The 21,787-nt window shown below is 63.2% G+C and carries 19 protein-coding genes; 10 read left to right on the top strand and 9 right to left on the bottom strand.

Annotation, left to right across the window (positions count from 1 at the left end):
* Nucleotides 1-35: 35 nt before the first annotated feature.
* Entirely contained in the window at nt 36-3,239 is a 3,204-nt protein-coding gene (locus EEB13_RS05265) for a BTAD domain-containing putative transcriptional regulator (protein WP_261984446.1), read from the top strand.
* A gap of 10 nt (nt 3,240-3,249) precedes the next feature.
* On the opposite strand, the gene EEB13_RS05260 is transcribed toward EEB13_RS05265, so the two are convergent.
* Both EEB13_RS05260 and EEB13_RS05255 read right to left on the bottom strand, forming a co-directional pair.
* Nucleotides 3,250-4,077 (bottom strand): ABC transporter permease, encoded by an 828-nt coding sequence (locus tag EEB13_RS05260; RefSeq protein WP_033235455.1) that lies wholly within the window; start codon nt 4,075-4,077, stop codon nt 3,250-3,252.
* A complete protein-coding gene (locus tag EEB13_RS05255; protein ID WP_033235454.1) occupies nt 4,074-5,081 on the bottom strand; it encodes a daunorubicin resistance protein DrrA family ABC transporter ATP-binding protein in 1,008 nt (335 codons plus the stop codon). Before EEB13_RS05255 ends, EEB13_RS05260 begins: the two co-directional genes overlap by 4 nt.
* A gap of 241 nt (nt 5,082-5,322) precedes the next feature.
* Here EEB13_RS05255 and EEB13_RS05250 point away from each other — a divergent pair, with 241 nt between their 5' ends.
* From EEB13_RS05250 to EEB13_RS05235, 4 genes are all read left to right on the top strand, one after another.
* Nucleotides 5,323-6,216: a type IV toxin-antitoxin system AbiEi family antitoxin domain-containing protein gene (locus EEB13_RS05250; RefSeq protein WP_116101735.1), complete on the top strand. Its 894-nt coding sequence runs from the start codon at nt 5,323-5,325 to the stop codon at nt 6,214-6,216.
* A gap of 269 nt (nt 6,217-6,485) precedes the next feature.
* On the top strand, nt 6,486-7,712 hold the full coding sequence (locus EEB13_RS05245; RefSeq protein ID WP_116538726.1) for an ABC transporter substrate-binding protein: 1,227 nt from the start codon (nt 6,486-6,488) through the stop codon (nt 7,710-7,712).
* Nucleotides 7,713-7,738: 26 nt separating this feature from the next.
* Nucleotides 7,739-10,459 carry a branched-chain amino acid ABC transporter permease/ATP-binding protein gene (locus EEB13_RS05240; protein ID WP_141484751.1) on the top strand — a complete coding sequence of 907 codons (2,721 nt, stop codon included), beginning with the start codon at nt 7,739-7,741 and terminating at the stop codon, nt 10,457-10,459.
* Nucleotides 10,456-11,193, top strand: coding sequence for an ABC transporter ATP-binding protein (locus tag EEB13_RS05235; protein ID WP_051730611.1), 738 nt, complete (start codon nt 10,456-10,458; stop codon nt 11,191-11,193). The genes EEB13_RS05240 and EEB13_RS05235 overlap by 4 nt, the downstream gene beginning before the upstream one ends.
* A 19-nt stretch (nt 11,194-11,212) precedes the next feature.
* Here the strand turns inward: EEB13_RS05235 and menE are convergent, their stop codons facing one another.
* The 5 genes from menE to EEB13_RS05210 are packed head-to-tail and all read right to left on the bottom strand — an operon-like array spanning nt 11,213 to nt 14,509.
* Nucleotides 11,213-12,352, bottom strand: a complete 1,140-nt coding sequence (gene menE / locus EEB13_RS05230; RefSeq protein WP_141484750.1) for an o-succinylbenzoate--CoA ligase — start codon at nt 12,350-12,352, stop codon at nt 11,213-11,215.
* Nucleotides 12,349-12,654: a DUF3349 domain-containing protein gene (locus tag EEB13_RS05225; protein WP_033235450.1), complete on the bottom strand. Its 306-nt coding sequence runs from the start codon at nt 12,652-12,654 to the stop codon at nt 12,349-12,351. The genes menE and EEB13_RS05225 overlap by 4 nt, the downstream gene beginning before the upstream one ends.
* A 4-nt stretch (nt 12,655-12,658) precedes the next feature.
* Complete coding sequence (locus tag EEB13_RS05220; RefSeq protein WP_033235449.1) at nt 12,659-12,991, bottom strand: DUF3349 domain-containing protein; 333 nt, start codon at nt 12,989-12,991, stop codon at nt 12,659-12,661.
* 55 nt (nt 12,992-13,046) lie between these two features.
* A complete protein-coding gene (locus EEB13_RS05215; protein ID WP_141484749.1) occupies nt 13,047-13,310 on the bottom strand; it encodes a hypothetical protein in 264 nt (87 codons plus the stop codon).
* A 14-nt stretch (nt 13,311-13,324) separates the two neighbouring features.
* Nucleotides 13,325-14,509: an inorganic phosphate transporter gene (locus EEB13_RS05210; RefSeq protein ID WP_033235447.1), complete on the bottom strand. Its 1,185-nt coding sequence runs from the start codon at nt 14,507-14,509 to the stop codon at nt 13,325-13,327.
* 262 nt (nt 14,510-14,771) lie between these two features.
* On the opposite strand from EEB13_RS05210, the gene EEB13_RS05205 reads away from it, so the two are divergent.
* The 5 genes from EEB13_RS05205 (at nt 14,772) to EEB13_RS05185 (ending at nt 20,359) form a co-directional block, all read left to right on the top strand.
* Entirely contained in the window at nt 14,772-16,196 is a 1,425-nt protein-coding gene (locus EEB13_RS05205) for an ABC transporter substrate-binding protein (protein ID WP_045063800.1), read from the top strand.
* 75 nt (nt 16,197-16,271) lie between these two features.
* Complete coding sequence (locus tag EEB13_RS05200; RefSeq protein WP_141484748.1) at nt 16,272-18,524, top strand: ABC transporter permease; 2,253 nt, start codon at nt 16,272-16,274, stop codon at nt 18,522-18,524.
* Nucleotides 18,517-19,260, top strand: coding sequence for an ABC transporter ATP-binding protein (locus EEB13_RS05195; protein WP_092801985.1), 744 nt, complete (start codon nt 18,517-18,519; stop codon nt 19,258-19,260). Before EEB13_RS05200 ends, EEB13_RS05195 begins: the two co-directional genes overlap by 8 nt.
* Nucleotides 19,257-20,000, top strand: coding sequence for an ABC transporter ATP-binding protein (locus tag EEB13_RS05190; RefSeq protein WP_141484747.1), 744 nt, complete (start codon nt 19,257-19,259; stop codon nt 19,998-20,000). Before EEB13_RS05195 ends, EEB13_RS05190 begins: the two co-directional genes overlap by 4 nt.
* Nucleotides 19,997-20,359, top strand: coding sequence for a hypothetical protein (locus tag EEB13_RS05185; protein ID WP_172936292.1), 363 nt, complete (start codon nt 19,997-19,999; stop codon nt 20,357-20,359). Before EEB13_RS05190 ends, EEB13_RS05185 begins: the two co-directional genes overlap by 4 nt.
* Nucleotides 20,360-20,422: 63 nt before the next feature.
* Here the strand turns inward: EEB13_RS05185 and EEB13_RS05180 are convergent, their stop codons facing one another.
* Nucleotides 20,423-20,809 (bottom strand): VOC family protein, encoded by a 387-nt coding sequence (locus EEB13_RS05180; protein ID WP_092801979.1) that lies wholly within the window; start codon nt 20,807-20,809, stop codon nt 20,423-20,425.
* Between the two features lie 49 nt (nt 20,810-20,858).
* The gene (locus EEB13_RS05175) at nt 20,859-21,752 is read right to left on the bottom strand and encodes a 1,4-dihydroxy-2-naphthoyl-CoA synthase (protein WP_033236506.1); all 894 of its coding nucleotides are present in this window, start codon (nt 21,750-21,752) and stop codon (nt 20,859-20,861) included.
* Nucleotides 21,753-21,787 lie beyond the last annotated feature (35 nt).

The raw sequence follows: 21,787 nt of genomic DNA, 5'->3' as shown, positions 1-21,787 counted from the left end.
CATCGAACGCGGTGGATCAGGACAAGACTCGAGACGTGACTGGCATAACTCTGCTCGGCCCCGTGTCGATCGGGGCGGTGGATCGGTGGGTCGGAGTGCCCGGGCCGCGAGCGCGCGCCCTACTCACCGCGTTGGCGCTCGATCCGGGGCATCCATGTTCGCCGCAGAGCCTGATCTCCGACATCTGGGGGTCGGAGCCGCCGCGCTCACCGACCAATGCTCTACACACGCAGGTGTCCAGGCTGCGATCCGCGCTCCCGGAAGGCGCCCTGGAGGTGACGTCGGCGGGCTATCGGCTCACGGTGCCACGGGATCAGGTTGATCTCGCGCGAGCCGAAGACGAGGTTCGAGCGCTTCGGGGTGCTGACGTGCACCCGCGCGAGTTGCTGACGAGAGTCACTGCAGCGCTGAATCTCTGGCGGGGGAGCCCGGGCGACGATGTTGTCGGGCCGGCGGGTGAGCAGTTGGCTTCGCGTGCCAAGAGCCTGCGCCGCGAACTTGTCACACTGCGACTGCGCTCGCTGCTCGAGCTCGGGGATTTCTCCGAGGCACTTCCTCTTGCGCGAGAAGCTCACGCCGACAATCCTTTCGACGACACCGCTGCCGGGAACCTGATGCGATCGCTCGCAGGCTCGGATCGTGTCAACGAGGCGCTCGAGATGTTCGCGGTGCACCGCGAGCGCCTGGCTGACCGGTTGGGCGTTGATCCGTCGCCGGCTCTGGTGGCGCTGAACGCGGACTTGCTCGCTGCGCCGACTGCGCCGACTGCGTCGACTGCGGCGGCCCGGAGTTCCCGCGCGATCGGTGTGCGCGCGGCACCCAACGCCATGTTCGGCCGCCGAGACGATATCGAGAGAATCGAGGCACTTCTCGAACGGTCTCGCGTCGTCACGATCCTCGGACCCGGCGGCGCGGGAAAAACCCGTCTGGCACACGAATTGGGGTCGCGGGCCTCGGCCCGCACGTCCGTTGTTCTGGTCGAACTGGCGTCGTTGCGAAGCAGCGACGACGTGATCGCGGCGATCGGTAGCACCCTCGGAATCAGTGAAGCCGATCTGGCACCAGGTCGCCTGACAGTCGGGCGAACGCACTCCGCCCGCGAGCGGTTGGTCGAGGTTCTTTCGGCCGGTCCGATGACGTTGATTCTCGACAACTGTGAACATGTACTCCGGGCCTGCTCGGACATCGTTGCCGAGATGATTGCAGCCAGTGCTCAGTTGACCGTTCTGACGACAAGTCGATCACCGCTCATGCTCAGTGCAGAGGTCGTCTATCCGTTGCCTCCGTTGGAGATTCACGGTGATTCCGGGTCTGCGGTGGAATTGTTCACGGCTCGGGCCAGAGCCGTGCGACCATCCGTACATCTCGATTTGGTGGCCGTCGGAAAGCTGTGCGCGACGCTCGACGGCTTGCCGTTGGCCATCGAACTCGCGGCGGCCCGCGTGCGGACGATGAGCGTCGAGGAAATTTCGGCGCGCCTGAGTGATCGATTCGCGCTCTTGCGATCCGGTGACCCCACGTCGCCGGATCGCCATCGCACTCTGCACGCGGTGATCGACTGGAGTTGGAATCTGCTCGGCCCCGAGTATCGAGTGGCACTAGCTCGATTGTGCCGATTCCCGGCAGGTTTCACATTGTCTTCGGCGCGAGCGGTCGCCGAGTGGGACGGCGTGGACGACATAGCCGACGCGATCGAGGCTCTGGTCAACCAGTCGTTGCTTACCGTCGTCGACGGGCCGGACGGGTTGCGCTACCACATGCTCGAGACGGTTCGCGAATACGGCGAGGAGAAACTCGGCGATCTCGGTGAGGGGACGGAAGTTCTTCGGAGACTTAGTGGCTGGGCCGTCGCGATCGCCGGGGACGCTCGCCGACGGGCTCGTTCCGATCAGCTGCGCCTTGTGGGCGAGATCGACGCCGAACATGACAATCTCCTTGCGGTGCTGCGTTGGGCAGTCGACGGCAAAGACGGCGTGACCACAGCGAGTGTCTTCCCGGTTCTCGGAGTGCTTTGGTCGATTCGGGGTGCACACACGGAAGTAGCGAACTGGGCACCGAAGGTGATCGAAGCAACTCGAGATCACGACCTACGTGACGTCGACGGCGACTTGGCGGCCACGACGTTCATGTTGGTGGCGATGCATCTACTGTTCGCCGAACTCAGTCGCGATCACGTTCGAGCAAGGGTTCGCCTCCGAAAGATGCTGCGCGAGCGCGGCGATCTGCGGCCGATGTTCGTGTTTTTCATCCGATTGCTGAATAGTCCCCGCTCCGGGTACGGCGTTGCGCGGTTGTTGGCGGAAGGAGTCCGCAGCGCTGACACCGAGACCCGGACGGCGGCGTTGTTCGCGCGGTCGAACTTGCGCGAGAACATCGGCGACGTGCGGGGTGCACGTAGTGATGCCGAGGATCTTCTGCGGTACGCCCGAGAGATAGGGGACGAGTGGGGCGTCGCGATGGCCGCTCAACACGTCGGCTCGGTCCACAGTCAATCGACGAGGTATGCCGAAGCTGCCGAGTACTACGCGCTTGCAGCAGCGGCCAGCGAAAGTCTGGGAGCTCACGAAGAAGCGGTGCAGCTCATCGGGTTTCAGGCAAGCGCGTTGATCGCCGACGGCGATTCCACGGGCGGGCGCGCGTTGCTGGATCAACTGCGGCCCGCGCTGGCGCAAGTCGGCGCCAGCTCTGCGATCGAAAATCATCAGCGGCGGTCGGCGATGTCGGCCAATCTTGCCGAGGCAGATCTGGCAGAGGGTCATGTCGAACTCGGTCTACGCCAATACCGAGAGGCGCTGGATCTGCTCGGCGACGCGATGGGCAATGTGTACGGAGATCCGTTTGTCATCCTGCTCAGCGCCGCCGCGGTATGCGCGCATGCACTGGCCGGGCAGTCGGCGAAGGTCGCGGATCACGTACACCGGATGGTCGAGTCGAGTCTGATCAAGTTGCATCCCAACGGATATACCGATCTGCCACTGACGGGTTCGGTTGCGGCGGCCGTCGGTGCCTACGATCTGTCGACCGGGAACGTCGGACCCGGTATCGAACTGTTGGCCCTCGCCGTCGTGATGCGGGGACGGCAGGATTTTGCCTCGCTGCAGCATGCACGGCTCATCGCATTCGCGCGCGGAATTGTCGGTGACCAGCAGTGGTTTGACGCGGTGAACACGGTTTCGAGATACCCACGCGCCACGACCCGCGAAGCAGTTCTTGCCGCGCTTCGCGGATCGCGTGGGTAATCGTCTCGCTTTATGTCTTGCGCATGTACATCCGTACGGTCAGCGGTGCCATCACGGCCACGATGACTGCCGCTCCGACGAGCGACCACACCACGTGAATACCGAAGTGGCCTTCGTTCGCGAGTTCGCGAACTGCGGTCACCAATTGTGAGACCGGATTGACGTTCACGAACTTCTGCAGCCAGCTCGGCATGGTGGCGGGATCGACGAACGCATTCGACATGAACGTCAGGGGGAACAGCACGAGCATCGAAACACCCTGCACCGTAGACGCTTTGTTCATCATCACGCCCATGAGCGCAAAGATCCAACTGATCGAGAACGCGCACACCATCACCAGAATCGCGGCAGACAGGATGCCGATCGCACCGCCGGCCGGGCGGTATCCCATGGCAAAACCGACGATGAACGTAATGGTGGTGGCGATGCCGTACCGAACGACGTCGGCGAGCAAGGCGCCGGACAGCGGAGCGATACGGGCGATCGGCAACGACTTGAAGCGGTCGAACACACCCTTGTCCATGTCTTCACGAAGCTGAGTGCCGGTAACGATGGAACCGGTGATGACCGTCTGGACGAGGATGCCGGGGATGATCGTCGGCAAGTACGCCGTGACGTCGCCGGCGATGGCGCCGCCGAAGATGTACGTGAACATCAGAGTGAAGATGATCGGCTGGATGACAACGTCGAACAGTTGCTCGGGATTGTGCTTGATCTTGAGAATGCCGCGGTACGCCATCGTGAACGTATTCGCGAAACTCTGCTCGAGACTGATCCGCCGCGGAGCCGAAGTGAGATCGGCGACTGGCGATTTGGTAGTGGTGAGAGTAGTGGTCATGCGGGAATCCGATCGGAGTTGTTGTCGGAATCGGCGTCGTTGCGTCCATGGTCTTCGGGTTGATGCCCGGTGATGGTGAGGAACACTTCGTCCAGACTGGGCTTCTGCACGTTGATCTCGTCGACGGCGATGCCGCGCTCCCGCAAACGGATCAGGAGATCGGCGGTTACGGATGGGTCGCTCAGCGGGGCGGTGATCCGGCCGACCTCGGGAGTGACACCTACCTCGACACCGAGCATCGACGCGATAATGGATCGGGCTTCGTCGGTTCGATCGCGCTCGACGAGTTTGAGATGCAACGACGAAATGCCCACCGACGCCTTGAGCTCGTCGGCTGTGCCGTTTGCGATCACTCGGCCACGGTCGATCACCGCGATCCGATCGGCCAACTGATCGGCCTCGTCCAGGTATTGCGTGGTCAGCATGACCGTCGAACCCTCGGCGACCAGTCGCCTGATCGTCTCCCACATCTGGGCGCGGGTACGCGGATCGAGGCCGGTCGTGGGTTCGTCGAGGAACAACAGTGGCGGGCGGGCGATCAGGCTGGCCGCGAGGTCGAGGCGTCGACGCATTCCGCCGGAGAAGTTCTTGAGAGGTTTGGCTGCGGCTTCGGTGAGGTCGAATTCCTCGAGAAGCTCGAGTGATTTCTTGCGGGAGTCCTTGCGGCTCAGACCGAGCAGACGGGAGAAGATCACCAGGTTCTCGGTGGCCGTCAGGTCCTCGTCGACGGACGCGTATTGCCCGGTCACGCCGATCAGGGATCGCACTGCCACGGGTTCGCGGCTGACATCGCGGCCGAAGATGCGGGCCTCACCGCCGTCGGGGCGCAGGAGGGTGGCGAGCATGCGAACGGTGGTGGTCTTGCCCGCGCCGTTGGGGCCGAGCACGCCGAACACCGATCCAGTGGGCACGGTGAGGCTGACTCCGTCGACAGCGCGTTGCTCACCGAACATCTTGACTAGGCCCTCGGCCTCGATGGCAAGAGGTGAAGCTGTGTGGTTCATGGGATCAAGCGTGACAGAGTGCGCTTGCATTTGCCTTGCGTGGAACTTGCGCAGCCGTGCGAGGGTGACAGCGGGTGCGCCGCAGGGCGATTATGCAGCCGCAGGCGCGATCAAGCGCGCGTGTGCTGATTCTGCGCGCGGCAGTGTTATCCATAGCGGCAGCCTTCTCCACAGTGCCAGCGTTATCCCCAGCCGAACATTCGTTGCCGATGAACGCCGATAGAGGCGGCACGCTCGCCACATGGGAATTCTCACGCGGGCACAGGCCCATCGGGACGGCATCAGCGACGCGCAGTTGCAGCGGGCCGTCAGGTGCGGAGAGTTGCACCGAATCGCAGCGGGAATCTACATGCGGGCCGATCACTACCGCGAACTCGATGCGCGAGCCCGTCACCGCCACACCGCCCTCGCCACCGCTGCAGCCTGCGGACCGGGCGCAATTGTCAGCCATGTATCCGCGGCAGTGATGCACGGTCTGGACTGCGGCGGGTTAGGCCTGAATGTTGTGCACGTGACGCGGAACAGAAGCTCGGGTGGGCGAAAGAGTGCCACCTTCCACCTTCATCCGGCACCGCTGGTTCCGGAGGAGATCGTGCTTGTCGACGGTGTGGCAACGACGTCGCTGGCGCGCACGTTTGTCGATATCGCGCGCACGACATCGTTTGAGAATGCCGTGGTGATCGGCGACTGTGCACTGCGCCGGGGGATGAGACGTGACGATCTTGCATCCGTGCTCGAACGTTTGCACGGCCGCCGCGGAATGAGCCGGGCGCGGGTGGTTGCCGAGTTCATCGAACCCGGTGCCGAGAGCCCAGGGGAGTCCATCAGCCGGGTGCGCATGCGCGCCGACGGATGGCCGATGCCGACCTTGCAGCAGGAGATCCGCCTCGGCGGACGGTTCATCGGGAGGGTCGACTTCTTCTGGGAAGAATTCGGGGTGGTGGGCGAGTTCGACGGCATGGTGAAGTACCGCAGCGAGAATCCGGGTGCGGTGGTGGAGCGCGAGAAACTGCGCGAGGACGCAATCCGAGATGCGGGGTTCGAGGTATTCCGCTGGGTGTGGGCGGATCTGCGGGACTTCGAACGGGTGCGGGAGCGCTTCGATCGGGCGTGCGTGCGCGGCGTCGCGCGCTGAATGTTCGGCCGCGCGGGTGATCAGGCCTGCGGCTGAACATTCGGCCTGCGGGAGCTTGTCGAGCCGTGCGCGAACCAGGCAAAACGTAACATTGCATAGCGCTCCGTAACGGAATTTTGCGAAACCGCCCTTACGGAGCGACTCGCTCTAATACGCTGCTGCCAAGTCGGACGGACTGGCGCTTCCTCGGCTGAGTAGTCGCAGCTCAGTGGATCAGGCCAGGGCAGGGCGTCCGAAACATCGCTGTCTACACACAAAAGGACGCGCACGTGAACTTGAAGAGAATGACCCCAGCAATCGCCGCGCTCGCGGCTGTAGGACTGCTCGTGTCGAGCTGTAGCAGCGATAGTGGTTCGGACCCGTCCGAGAACGCCGCGACCGGAGATCCGATCAAGGTAGGTCAGATCGCTCCGATCGAGGCGCCGGGGCTCGGCTCCGCCGCTTACGCCGCCGGCATGGTCGCATCGGTCGACGCTTTCAACGATCGGGGCGGCGTGAACGGACGCCCCCTCGAGCTGATTCAGTGCGACTCCATGGGTGATCCGAACAAGGAGGTCGACTGCGCGAACAAGATGGTCTCCGAGGGGGCCGTCGCGACGCTCGCGGACTTCACTCCGGTTTCGTCGGAGGCGTCGTCGAAGATCCTGCTGGACGCCGGAATCGCCCGCATCGGGCTGAACCCGGTGAACATGGCCGACTTCACCGCGACCAACGTCTACACGCCGTTCTCCGGTTCACTGCTCAACCTGTACGGAATGATCGACATGCTGGTGGCACAGGGCAAGACCAAGCTTTCCTTGATGCGCCCCGACCTTCCGGTAACCGCACAGCTGGTCGGCTTGCTGACCCCTGCGGTGCAGGCCAAGGGGGCGGAGATCGTCAACGACGTCGCAGTGGGTACCGGTGCGACCGATTACACCCAGTTCATCGCGGCGGCGGAGCGCAACGGCGCGCAGGGCGTGATCATGGCGCTGGGTGCGGCCGACGCGAACCCGATCGCGCAGTCGTTCGAGCAGCTCGGATCGAAGCTGACTTTCGCGTTGGGGTCGGCGGGCTTCTCCCAGGCGGACCTGCAGGATCTCGGCACCTTCGCCACGTCCTCGACGTACACCGGCCCGACTCCCGCAGCGTCGTCGAGCACCGACGACTTTCCCGGTCTGAAGGATTTCCTGGCAGACATGGAGAAGTCCGGTAAGGACGAACTGGGGCGCGAGAACCTCAACGGCGACGCGATGAACCCGTGGTTGACGGTGCGCGCATTCGGTGAGGTCGCAAAGGATCTCAAGGATGTCAACAAGAACACGGTCATGCAGGGATTCGAGAATGCCAAGGCCCTTGACATGGCGGGCCTTGTGCCCGCTTGGACGCCGAGTGCGGTCGAGCCTTTCGGGATCTTCCAGCGCGTCTCGAACTCGATGATGTACCGGATGACGTTCGACGGTGACGTTGTCATCACCGATCCGGTTCAGTACGACCTGCGCAACCCTACTGCCTGAGCCGAATTCACCCTGGAGATTGACGAATGACTGAGTTCCTACAGTTTGCGATTCTCGGCCTGGGGGCTGGCTCTGCCTACGCGCTCCTGGCGCAGGGCATCGTGCTGGTTTATCGCGGTTCCGGGGTGGTGAACTTCGCGCAAGGCGCGATCGCCATGGTGGGGGCCTACTTCAGTTTGGAAACCCTTCAGCGCGATCATGATTGGGGCCTGGTTCCGGCTTTCCTCGTGGCAACGGTAGTGGCTGGACTGATCGGACTGGCATTTCAGCTGCTGGTGTTGCGGTGGCTCACCAATGCCGCGCCGATCGTCCGGCTGGCCGCCACCCTCGGCTTGATGGTGATCCTGCAGGCCGGGGTGCAGCAGTACTACGGCAGCACCCCGATCCGGGTGCGTGCCTTCCTGCCCGACGACGCGTATCACTGGGGAGGTGTTGTGGTACAGCAGGATCGGATGATCCTGCTGGGTATCGCGGTGGTGTCGACGGCGGCGCTGTGGGCCTGGACCACGTTCACCCGGGTGGGCTTGGCCATTACCGCGGCCGCTGAGCACGAGCGAGCGGCCGCTGCGCTCGGCTGGTCTCCGCAGCGTCTGGCAACGTTGACCTGGACCGTTGGCGGAGCGCTCGCCGGTGCCGCGGGAATCCTGGTGGCGCCCTTGACCGGGCTCACTCCGTCGGCGTTTGTGGTGATCGTGACGGTCTCGGCGCTTGCCGCGGCTTTGCTCGGTGGTTTCCGCTCCTTCCCACTCACTCTGCTCGGCGGATTGTTGCTGGGTGTGGGTGAGAGCCTGGTCGTCCTGTATCAGGACGGCCTGCGGGATCTCCTCGGGATGGAGACGCTCACCGGCGTCAATCGGGCTGTGCCGTTCGCGGTGATCCTGGTGGTGCTCGTTGTGCGGGGGAAGGGGTTGCCGCTGCGCAGTCATGTTTCCGAGCGGCTGCCCAAACTCGGATCAGGCGAGATCCGTTGGGCAGGTGCCATACTCGGAGTTCTGGTGGCTGTCGGCATTATTGCGGCCGGTGGCGACTGGCTGCGGTCCTTGACGCTGACTCTGGCTGCGGCGGTGTTCCTGCTCTCGATCGTGGTCCTGACGGGTTTTGCCGGCCAGCTCTCGCTCGCCCAGTACACCGTCGGTGGCCTTGGTGCGCTGTTCGCCGCGCGGCTCGTCGGGCAGGCCGGTTGGCCACTGGTGCCGGCGGCGCTGGTGAGCGTGGTGGCGGTGATTGTGATCGGGGTGGTGTTCGCGCTGCCGGCGTTGCGAACGCGGGGTGTGAATCTGGCGGTTGTCACACTGGGGCTCGGGTTCACCATCCAGGAGATGGTGTTCAACAATCCGACCTTCACCGGCGACAAGCTCGAGGGTTCGGTGAAGATCAACCAGCTGAGCCTGTTCGGGCTGGAGGTGACGCCAACGCGTTACCCCGAGCGGTGGGCTCTGCTGTGCCTCGTAGCGCTGGTGCTGTGTGCACTGATGGTCGCGAATTTGCGACGCTCGCGCACCGGCAGACGGTTGATCGCTGTGCGGACCAACGAGCGAGCGGCGGCGTCGCTCGGGATCAGCGTGTTTGCCGTCAAGATCTACGCGTTTGCGTTTGCAGCCGGTTTGGCTGCTGTGGCAGGCATTCTCCTCGGTCTACGCAACACCGCGGTCACCTATCTCGAGTTCAACGTGTTCGCGTCGATCAATGCCGTAGTCCAGACGGTGACCGGCGGCCTCGGCTTTGTACTGGGTAGCGTCATCGGTGCGCTGATGGCGCCGGGAGCGCTGTTCAGCCGACTGCTCTCGGGCTTGGCTATGGCCGCACTGCTCGGCGGTGTGATCCTCATTGTCACTCTGCTCACCAACCAGAACGGTATCGCCGACATGATTTCGCGCGGGCTTCGGTCGGTTCCAGGGCTGAGCACGCTCGGCACCCGCAAAAAGGGCCGTGGTCATCAACTTTCGGATGAATCGCCAACTGGTTCGGTAACCCCGACGCCATTGATCGTACGGGGATTGACGGTGCGATTCGGCGGCGTCGTCGCGGTCGACGGTGTCGACCTCGATGTTGCTCCGGGGCAAGTGGTAGGTCTGATCGGACCCAACGGGGCCGGGAAGACCACGGTGATCGACGCGATCACCGGATTTGTCAGCCCAGCGGCGGGGCAACTCACCCTGGGGGACAACAACATCACCGGGTGGTCCACTGCGCGCAGGTCCAAAGGTGGGCTCCGCCGCTCCTTCCAGTCGCTCGAGCTGTTCGAGGACGTCACCGTCGGGGAGAACATCCATGCCGGCGCCGACGAATCGACTTGGCGCACATGGGTTACCGACCTGATTCGCCCCGGCCGTCATCCACTCTCACCGAGTGCGTCGACCGTTGTGCGGGACTTCGAGTTGGAGAACGATCTGGACAAGTTACCGGGCGAACTGTCGTACGGTCGGCGACGGCTGGTGGGCATCGCCCGAGCGGTTGCCTCCGCACCGTCCGTCATCCTGCTCGACGAGCCGGCAGCCGGACTGGACGACGCCGAGAGCCGTGAACTCGCAGTTGCCATCCGGCACTTGGCCGTACAACGCGGCGCGGGGGTGCTTCTCGTCGAACACGACATGGGACTCGTGATGTCCACGTGCGATCGGATCGTGGTGCTCGAAGCCGGCCGGGTGATCGCGTCCGGAACACCGGACGAGATTGCCTCCAGCCCGGCTGTCCGCGACGCCTATCTGGGTACCGACATCGAGACGACAACGGAGGCAACACGATGACAAGCACCAGTGAGAAGACGGTGGCGGCGGACGTTGTCCTCGAATGCCGTGGCCTGAGTGCGGGTTACGCGGGGGCGGTGGTCTGCCGTGACCTCGACATCACGGTGCGATCGGGGGAGGTGGTGGCACTTATCGGCGCCAACGGCGCCGGCAAGTCCACCACCATGCTCACCGTGGCCGGAGAACTTGCCCCGATATCGGGCGAGATCTCGGTACTCGGCTCCAGTCGGCGTTCGTCCCTGTCGTCGTTGGCGCGTCGCGGTCTGAGCTACGTGACCGAGGAACGGTCCGTGATCATGGGCCTGACCGGGGCCGAGAACCTCCGCCTGGCAGGTGTATCCGCAGACGCAGCCTGCGCGATATTCCCCGAGTTGCGCGCTCTCCTGAAGCGTCCGGCAGGCCTACTGTCAGGTGGTGAACAACAGATGCTGACGCTGGCCAGAGCGCTGGCCCGGGAACCTCGTCTCCTGCTGGCCGACGAACTGTCGCTTGGGCTTGCGCCGCAGATCGTGCAGCGCCTACTCGCCGTGGTGCGGGAGGCCGCGGACCGCCAGGGTCTCGGTGTACTCCTCGTCGAACAACACGTGCGGCAGGTGCTCGCGGTAGCGGATCGGGTGTACGTCCTGCGCCGAGGCGCAGTGATGATGGAAGGCACCGCAGCAGAGATCGGTGCGGACCTCGACGCCGTGCAACGTGCCTATCTGGCGCAGGGTCCAACGAGCACAGAGCAATAGGCTTCCAGTGCGCAGAGCTTCAGCCGAACCTGGCCACCAGAGCCGCCCGGTCGAGTTTTCCCGGCCCACGGAGGGGGAGTGCGTCCACGACGAACAGCTCGCGCGGCGCTGCGGTCACATCGAGCGTGCGCTGAGCGTGGGCGCGCAATTCCTCGAGCGTCGGGGGTGCGCCTTCGGGCACAACGCACACCACGACCCGTTGGCCGAGGCGCGGATCGGCGACGCCGATGACAGCGCACTCCCGAACAGCGGGATGATCAGCGAGTGCGGCTTCGACGACCTGCGGCACCACTGTCAGTCCGCCGGTGGAGATCGCTTCGTCGAGGCGTCCGCTGATGCGCAGTACGCCGTCGACTACCGATCCGGCGTCGTCGGTGCGAAACCAGCCGGGCTCGGAAAAGGCCGGGTGATCCGGGAGTCCACGATACCCGGACGCGAGCATCGGCCCGCCCAGCAGAACTCGGCCGTTGTCGATGCGAATCCTTGCCCCGGACAACGGGATTCCGTCGTACACGCATCCGCCGGCGGTTTCGCTCATGCCGTAGGTTCGCACAACTTCGATGCCCGCCGCGGTGGCTTGCTCGAGAACCGGTGCGGGAGTTGCGGCTCCACCGAGCAGTACGGCGTCGAGGGAGGCAAGCGCGTCGACAGCAGTGGGATCTGACAGCGCTTTGACCAACTGTGTCGGGACCATCGACGTGTACTTTCGCGGGCCACTCATCGCGGCAACCGCAGCGGGAAGCGCGGCGGGATCAAAACCCGAGCTGACGTCGACGACAACGGGTTCTGTTCCGGCGAGAGCGCTGCGCAGCAGAACCTGCATGCCCGCGATGTGGTGCGGCGGAAGGACGAGTAGCCAGGAACCGGGCCCGCCGAGGTACTCGTGGGTGGCCTCGCCGCTCGCGCGTAGTGCGTCGGCGCGCAGCATCGCTCCCTTCGGAGTCCCGGTGGTTCCCGATGTCGCCACAACCAGGGCAATGCCGTCGTCGATGGGTTCGCCGGGATGCAGAGCGTCGGAGAGCCTGGCTCTCTCGCGCGAATCAGCGGCCGGGACAGGGAGAACGGCGGGGCCTGTGCCGTCGAGTATCCGGGCGATGTGCGGCAAGACTTCGAGGACGGACGCGCCCTGCGGAATCGGTAGTGCTTCGAGGGTATTCATCGTCGAACGTCCGGTCCGGCCAGCGGCCAGCCGCCGGCAGCAAGATGACTGCGGACACGATCGACGTCGGTCTCCAGCGGCATCTCGTTGGTGATCTTGGTGATCAGGACCTGGATGTCGGTCTTCTCGATCGGGAGATCACCGTCTTCGATCAACGCGTCGGCAACCGCGTCGACTTCCGTTTCCGAGAGTCGACGCGTCAGCAGAGCAAACAACGGAATGTAGTCCTGTTCGGGAACGCCGTTGGGATAGCCGGCCCGCAACCAACCGACTATCGAGGTGAGGAAGGGCGGAAGGGCCATGACGTCAGCTCACATCTCGAACTTCATGTTCGGCGTTGTCGTCGAAGACGGGCCACCCGCCTGCGCGCAGACGCGCAGTCACACGTTCGACGTCCTCTTCGGAGGATTCCTCGTGGAGGATCCCCTCGATGATCGCCCGGAGCGTGTCGTAGTCGACGTGCCGATCCGGAACTTCGTGCGCGGATTCGATGGACATCGCGACGACCTGTTCGATTTCCTCGTCGGTCAGGCGTCGACGCAATACGGCGAGCAGCGCAAAATGATCTTTGTCCGGGATTCCTTCGGGGTATCCCGCCCGCAGCCAGTCGAGCACGCTGCGCAATGAATACTTGCTCAAATCCTCGGCCTCTTTTTCGTTTCGGTGGTGGAGTCGGATCGCCCTTGCGCCGGATTCAGAAGACGTTGATTCCGAACGTGCTGGCCAGGAAGTTCTTCATCAGCAGCAGTATCCCAGCGAAGATCGTGATCAGCACGACGGCAAAGCACAGATAGGCTCCGGCCTTGCCGAGCGCAGTCGGCCCGTCGGAGCCGTCGGCGTTCTGCAGACTCAGCGATTTGAGGCCGAGCGCAAATATCGCGGGCAATCCGGCGCCGAAGAGCAGGCCGACGGCAACTACCTGCCAGAGTGATTCGAGAGTGTCGGTGAGGAGATGCATTCTCGTCTGCCCTTTCAGGAGTTGTGGGTGGTCTCGGGGGTCGGTGTCGGATCTGCGACGGGCACAGCTTGATTCTCGTCCCACTCAGCGGTCACGTTGGCCGCGTCGACAGGTTCTTTACGCGAACGCACGTACATGAAGATCGCAAACGCGATCAGGGCGGCGAAGACGACCAGAACACCGGCGAGTCCGCCGATGAAATGTGCGATGGCCCAGCAGATCGCGCCGACGATTGCGGCCGACGGGAGAGTGATCAGCCACGCGGCACCCATGCGTCCGGCGACGCCCCAGCGAACTTCAGCGCCCTTGCGGCCGAGGCCGGTGCCGAGGATGGATCCGGTGGCAACGTGAGTCGTGGACAGCGGGAGTCCGAGGTGGCTCGACGTAAGAATGATTGCGGCCGAGGATGCTTCGGCAGCTAGTCCCTGAGGTGCGGAAATCTCGACGAGACCCTTGCCGAGTGTGCGAATGATTCGCCATCCGCCGAGGTAGGTACCCAACGCAATTGCGACGGCACACGTGAACTTGACCCAGAACGGCATCTCCGTCTCGGCGGTGATGGATCCGTGAGCCACCAAGGCCAAAAAGATGACGCCCATTGTCTTCTGGGCGTCATTGGTGCCGTGCGCAAGGGAGATCAGTGAAGCGGTTCCGATCTGACCGAAACGGAATCCGCGCTCACGCTCGTCTTCCTTGACGGACGCGGTGATCCGGTAGACGAGCTTGGTGCCGACGCCGGCAACCAGTGCCGCCACCACGGGGGCCAGGAGTGCCGGAACGACAACCTTGGTGAGGACGCCACCCCACTCGACGCCGCCCATTCCGATGGACGCGATCGCCGCGCCGATCAGACCGCCGAACAGCGCGTGGGACGAACTCGACGGGAGGCCGAGCAACCACGTCGCCAAGTTCCAGATGATGCCGCCGACCAGACCGGCAAAAACGATCAGAAGAAGGTCCTGTCCGCTGACCGCGCCCAGGTTGACGACGCCTTTGGCGACCGTCGCCGCAACCTCGACGGACAGGAAGGCACCAACCAAGTTCAGGATTGCGGAGAGTGTGACCGCGACCTTCGGTTTGAGTGCGCCGGTGGCAATGGATGTGGCCATTGCATTGCCTGTGTCGTGAAATCCGTTCGTGAAATCGAACGCGAGGGCGGTGACAACTACCACCAGGAGGATTACGAGCTCTGCGGTCACAACGTGAATTGTGCGTATCGAACGCGTAAATGTACAGCCAACGAGATGTGACCTTCCGTGACATGAGGTAGAGGCGGGCGCGTGGGCTGCGCTACCGCAGCTGAGGGCGTGTTCAGTGACACTGCTCCGAACTCTTGTGTTGCGTTTCACTTTTCCGTCTCACTGACCGGGAAAGCACATTCGTCGCGTTTTGATCGCTGATTACCTACGGCACTGAGCGCGCTGTTCGGCAGCGCACGTGTGTGAGAAGGAGAGTTTCGAAGTGAAGCCCAACAAGACCGCGAAGCTGGTTGTGGCACTGGCCGCAACTGCTGCATTGGTCTCTGCCTGTGCAGGCGACCGCGGTGACGACCCGTCGGCAACGTCGAACGGTGCATCCGTTGCGACGGCCGACGTTGCGTCGAAGAGTTCCGACGCCAAGTTCGGAACCCTGGATTCGCCGTGCGGCGACGGAGATGCGAAGGGCGCGACGGATCAGGGTGTCAGCGACACCGAGATCAAGATCGGCTTCGGCGACGACCGCGGCTACGTGAAGTCGCCAGGCCTCAACAAGGAGATGAGTGACGCGGTCAACGCCCTCATCTCGTGGTGCAACGATCAGGGCGGCATCAACGGCCGCAAGGTTGTCGGCACCGACTACGACGCGGCGATGACGCAGGCCAATTCGGTCATGCAGGAAGCCTGCGCCAGCCAGTTCATGTTGGTCGGCCACGGATTTGCAATGGACCAGACAGCAGAGCAGACCCGTGTGGCCTGCAACATGGTTGCCGTTCCCGGATTCACGGTGTCGCCCGACGCCGCCAACGGACCGATGACGTTCCAGGGTGTCCCGTTCCCCGTCGACTACGCCAACGGTTCGCAGTGGTTCCAGATGGCCGAGATGCATCCGGACCTGCTGAACGACTTCGACGTCGTCAACAGCACGATGCCGACGATCATCACCTCCACCAACAAGATTCGGTCCATCGCCCAGGCTGCGGGCTTCAAGCTCAAGGACTGCGGCGTCACGCTGAATTACGAGGGCGAATCCAGCTACGTGCCGTTTGCCGAGAAGTTCAAGGAATGCGGTGCCAAAGGCATCTGGACCTCGCGTTCGGCCAGCCCGGCCGAGCTGAACTTCGTCAAGTCTCTCGATCAGGTCGGCATCGATCCGATCTTCTTCGGTGAGGCCACCTGGTACGGCGAGTCCATCGCCTCCTGGAACAAGGACACCGGACTGCTCGACAACCTGAACGCCGGCATGACCTTCCAGATGCTCGAGAACGCGGACAAGGTTCCCGCTGTCAAGAAGTACGTCGACCTGGTCAACGAGCAGGGCGGCAAGACGGCACTTCTCGGTATGCAGGCTGCATCGTCGTTCCTGCTGTGGGCCACCGCTGCGGATGAGTGCGGCAGCGACCTGACGCGCCAGTGCATGGTCAACGAACTGTCGAAGATCGACGACTGGGACGGCGGCGGATTGCATGCCGCTACCGATCCGGGCAAGAACATGCCGGCCACCTGCGGCCTCATGACGTCACTGAAGGGCGCCGAGTACTCACAGGCGTTCCCGACGACGGCAGGCGAGTTCAAGTGCGACCCGAAGTACATGGTTGCCACGGACAAGAGCACGTGGGGCACCGATCTGGATGCCGATCGCATCTCCACGAAGTACCAGAACGCGAATGTGATCAAGCCGCAGTCCTGATCCACCTGAGGAAGGTGGCGCGCTCCGCGAATGCGCGCAGCGCGCCACCTTTCCTCCCCTAACGAGGGTTCAGTTATGAACACTTTTGTCACTTTCACGATCCTGGGTTTGGTCCTGGGATCGGTGTATGCGATCGCCGCTTCCGGGTTGGTGCTCACGTACAACACGTCCGGAATTTTCAATTTCGCGCACGGCGCTCAGGCGATGCTGGGTGCGTTCATCTACTGGCAGTTGCGGTACGGCTGGGAACTCCCGACCGTGGTTGCGTTGCTGATTTCTTTGGTTGTGGTCGGCCCGTTGATGGGGCTGGGCCTGTACGTGTTCATCATGAAGGGCCTGCGCGATACGGCGGAGGTCACCAAAATTGTTGTCACGGTGTCGATCCTGCTGGGTATGCTCTCGATCTCGCATTGGTTCTGGCATCCGGAGACCGCGCGCACGATGCAGATGTTCTTCGGTGATCAGTCCAAGATCACGGTGTTCGGTGCGAGCATCCGCTACCACGAGTTGATCTGCATCCTCGTCGCGATCGGTATCGCGGTGGGTCTGCGGATCCTGTTCACCAAAACCCGCGCCGGTGTCGCGATGCGCGGTGTTGTCGACGATCCGGATTTGTTGCGCCTGAACGGTCATAACCCGGAACGCTTGGCGGCGTTGTCGTGGGCGATGGGATCGACGTTGGCGGTGTTGGCGGGTATCTTGATCACCCCGATCAGCGGCGGCACCCTCGAAGCGAACATGTTGACGCTGTTGGTGATCGACGCGTTTGCCGCCGCGATGTTCGGTCGGCTGCGCAGTATTCCGCGCACGTTTGTCGGCGCCGTGGTTCTCGGTCTCGCCGGTACGTACGTGTTGGCGTACTTCCCGACGAGTTGGAGTTGGACGTCGAATTTCCGTGTCTCCCTGCCGATGATCGCGTTGTTCGTGGTGCTGATCGTGCTGCCGCAGGACCGTCTGCGCGGCGCCGTCACTCGTACTCGCGAGCGGTATCACGTCCCGTCGGTCCGCAAGGCCGTCATCTGGGGTGTCGCGCTCATTGTCATCGTGTACCTGCTGCGTCTGCTGATGGTGACGTCGGCGATCACGACGTTGACGATCGGGATGACGTTCGCGATCATCGCGCTCTCGCTGACGTTGCTGACCGGGTATGCCGGTGAATTGAACTTGGCGCCGGTCTCTTTCGGTGCCATCGCCACCATCGTGGCGTTCCATTTCGGTATCTCCGGTAGCGGGTTGGCGGCGCATCTGAACCTGTGGGGCATCGTCGTCGGTGTGCTTGTCACCGCCGTCATCGGTGGTCTCGTCGCGTTGCCGGCGCTGCGTCTGCGCGGGTTGTATCTGGCTTTGGCGACGATGGCGTTCGGTGTGTTCCTCTCCAACATGGTCCTGCGTGATACCACCGAACACGAGATGTTCGGCATCCGGTACTCGCTGTTCAAGGACGGCAACATCGCGATCCCGCCACTGAAGGTGGGGCCGCTCGATCTCAGTAACGACACGGTGTTCCTGATGACCGTCACGGCACTGTTCTCCGTGCTCGGTGTCGGAGTGATCGCGTTGCGCAACAGCGGTTACGGGCGTCGACTCGCCGCGATGAAGGACAGCCCCGCCGGATCGGCGATGCTCGGCCAATCCCTGGTTCGGCTCAAGCTGAGCGTGTTCATGATCTCCTCCGGCATCGCCGGATTGGGCGGCATCCTGATGTCGAGCGCGATGGGCTCGGTCTCGGGTGAGAGTTTCGCGATCATGGTCTCGTTGTCGTTGCTGATGCTCACCGTCGTCGCCGGAATCGGTTATGTCAGTGGCGCCCTGTTCGGTGGTTTGATGGCGGGCATCGGTTTTGCCGTCATCATGGTCTCGTTCACCAACCTCGCGTCGGCGCAGCCCGAACTCGAGGGAATGTGGCTGCTGCTGGGCAACATCGCGGCAGTGAGCCCGGCGTTGATCGGTATCGGTGTCGGCGCGAACCCCAGCGGCACCATCCACCAGGTCGTCGAAGGGTACCGCCGTTTGATGAACGCGAAGCCGGTCCTCTACGGCGGCGCCGCCGTGATCGCGGTGACGTATCTGCTCGCCTTGGGTGGGGTGCTCGGAAACTGGTGGTTCGCCTCCATCACCATCGCGGTGGTGTTCCTGTTGCCGGTGATCGGTGAAATGGTCATGCCGGCAGCAGTTCTCACCCCCGAGGAGTTGGCGGCGAAGAAGACGCTTGTCCCGGAAGAGGTCGGGATCGATGTCCCGTACAGCGACGAGGTGCGCGGCGAACTCGACCGTGAACTCGGCATCGACCTGCGCAAGTCCGAAAAGGAGTTGGCCGCTCATGTCTGAGACGCCTTTGCTCGAAACCCGCGGTGTCACGGTACGTTTCGGTGGCCACGTGGCCGTCAAGGATGTGTCCCTGACGGTGGCCCCGGGAACGGTGACCGGGTTGATCGGCCCGAACGGTGCCGGGAAGACCACCCTGTTCAACACCATCACCGGGTTGCAGAAACCGACGTCGGGACAGGTCTTCCTCGATGGTGTGGACGTGACGAAGTTGGCTCCGCACAAGCGCGCCAACAAAGGTTTGGCGCGCACGTTCCAGCGCCTCGAGTTGTTCGTCTCGTTGTCGGTGCGCGACAACCTGCGCGTCGCCGGCGATATCCACAAAGCGAACAGCGGCAACAAGATCGACGTCGACGCCGAAACGGATCGACTGCTCGAGCTGACCGGCCTGAGCGATGTAGCGGCCAAGGATGTTTCCGACATCCCCACCGGCCGCGCCCGAGTCGTCGAGGTCGCGCGGGCCTTGATGACGAACCCGCGGATTCTGCTTCTCGACGAGCCGGCATCGGGTCAGACGGAGCAGGAAACGGAGGTGTTCGCGCAGATGCTCACCGACCTCGCAGCCGGGGGTCTGGGAATTTGTCTGGTCGAGCACGATATTCCGTTGGTGATGAAGGTGTGCTCGACGATTCACGTACTCGACTACGGAGCGGTGTTGGCCTCGGGTGATCCGGAGAAGATCCGCACCGACCCCGAAGTGATCGCCGCGTACATCGGCACCGAGGAGGAGGCAGTATGACCGCAGCAACGATCGACCTGGCAGCGGCCGAGAAGATCCGTCCGGAGCCGTTGCTCGAATTATCGGGTGTGCGTGCCGGTTACGGGGCCATCGAAGTCCTCCACGGCGTGGACCTCGTGCTGCAGCCCGGCGCTGTTGTGGCGTTGCTCGGCCCGAACGGCGGCGGAAAAACCTCGACGTTGAAGGTGTGCTCCGGTGTCCTACCGCTCACACGCGGGGAGTTCAAACTCGCCGGACGGGTCGTCAACGGAATCGAAGCGTCCGAACTCGCCCGGTTGGGTGTGTGTTCCATCCCGGAAGGCCGCGGGATCTTCGCGAACCTGTCGGTGCGGGAGAACCTGTGGATCGCCACCGGAACCGGAGCCTCGCTCGCGGACCTGGAAGAGGTTGCGTACACACGTTTCCCGATTTTGGGGGAGCGGCGTAGTCAGTTGGCGGGTTCGATGTCGGGCGGTGAGCAGCAGATGCTCGCTCTCTCGCGGGCATTGGGAACTCATCCGACGGTGTTGCTGCTCGACGAGTTGTCGATGGGTCTGGCACCACGGATTGTCTCGCAAATGTACGACGTGGTGGGTTCACTTGCCGCGGAAGGTATTTCCATCCTCGTGGCGGAGCAGTTCGCGCGGGCGGTGTTGCCGATCGCGACGTCGGCGGCGTTGATGTTGCAGGGTCGCGTTACTCGGGTCGGTGACCCGCATGAGATCGAAGAAGAACTTTCTACCAGTTATCTAGGAGGATGACGATGACGACAGTTGAAGATCGCCGTGATGAGTTCAAGAAGAACATCACCGACCTCAAACTCGACAAGGGACAGTCCGGCGGCGACGCGAAAACACTGTTCGGCGGCCTGATCCTGATGATCGTGGGGGTAGTCGGCGCATTCGTCCTCTACATCTCCTCGCTCACCGAATCGGACCTGCGCAACATCGCGTCGTACCAGATCTTGGCGATCGCGTTCCTGGCGTTGACGGTCATCGGAGCCGCGATGTTCATCGCCGCGTCCGTCGCCAAGGTCCTGCGGTTGTGGCTGGTGCGTCAGCTGCTCGAAGGCCAGGCCCAGACCGATCAGATCGCACAGGCACTGAACACCCGCATCTGAACCCGGCTCAACTGAAAATGCCCGCCACGGAAACTGTGGCGGGCATTTTCGTGCGCTCGGAGACTACTGCGGCGTTCGGGAGTCGCGTCGGATCGGATGATCGTCCGGAATCTGCACCATGACGATCGGCGTCCCGTCGGGATCGGCGATCCACATCTCGTGCAGACCCCACGGTTCCTGACGTGCCTCTCGGGCAATCTTGACTCCGGCGAGCACCAGTTCCGTTTGCACGGCCGTGAGATCGCGAACCTGCAGCCAGATCGCGCCCCGGAACCCACCGTTGCCTGCGGCGCCGTGTGCGGCGATCTCGATCAACCCCTGGCCGGCGAAGAACACTGTGCCGCCGGGGTATTCACGGGCGATAGCCAGGCCGAGGGTGTCTCGGTAGAAGCTCAGCGTCATCTCGTAGTCATCGGGGCGCAATATGGTTCGGCTGCTCAGAATCTCCACGGAACCATCCTTCCACGTCTCGCTCGGCGATATCAGAAATGCTCGGCAATCAGAAATACCAGGGATACGGCGACCAGTCGGGATCACGCTTCTCGAGGAAGGAATCGCGGCCCTCGACGGCTTCGTCGGTCATGTATGCCAAACGTGTTGCCTCACCGGCAAATAGCTGCTGGCCGACCAGGCCGTCGTCCTGCAGGTTGAACGCGTACTTGAGCATGCGCTGAGCTTGCGGGGACTTGCCGTTGATCTTGCCTGCCCACTCGATGGCAACGTTCTCGAGTTCGGCGTGATCGACAACCTTGTTGACCGCGCCCATCTGGTGCATTTCCTCAGCGGAATAGGTGTCGCCGAGGAAGAAGATTTCGCGAGCGAACTTCTGGCCCACCATCTTTGCGAGGTAAGCGCTGCCGTACCCGCCGTCGAAGCTGCCGACGTCGGCATCGGTTTGCTTGAAGCGGGCATGTTCACGACTCGCGAGGGTGAGGTCGCAGACGACGTGCAGGCTGTGTCCGCCGCCGGCGGCCCAACCGTTGACCAGGCAGATGACCACCTTGGGCATGAAACGAATCAATCGCTGCACTTCCAGGATGTGGAGGCGTCCGGCACGAGCCTTGTCGACGGTGTCGGCCGTTTCGCCTTCCGCATACTGGTAGCCGCTGCGGCCACGGATGCGCTGATCGCCGCCGGAGCAGAAGGCCCAGCCGCCGTCCTTCTCGCTCGGTCCGTTGCCGGTGAGCAGCACGGCGCCGACGTCGGACGTCATCCGGGCATGGTCGAGTGCCCGGTACAGCTCGTCGACGGTGTGTGGGCGGAAGGCATTACGTACTTCGGGGCGGTCGAAGGCGATACGAACGGTGCCTTGACTGACATGCCGGTGATACGTGATGTCGGTGAGATTCTCGAATCCGGGAACGGGGCGCCAAAGCTGCGGGTTGAAGGTCACGTAGGTCACGATAGAGGCAGGCATCGTAACCCCGA

The sequence above is a fragment of the Rhodococcus sp. WS3 genome (assembly GCF_003797085.1).
Taxonomy (GTDB): Bacteria; Actinomycetota; Actinomycetes; order Mycobacteriales; family Mycobacteriaceae; genus Rhodococcus_F; species Rhodococcus_F globerula.
This window is presented reverse-complemented; position numbering and strand designations above follow the sequence as displayed.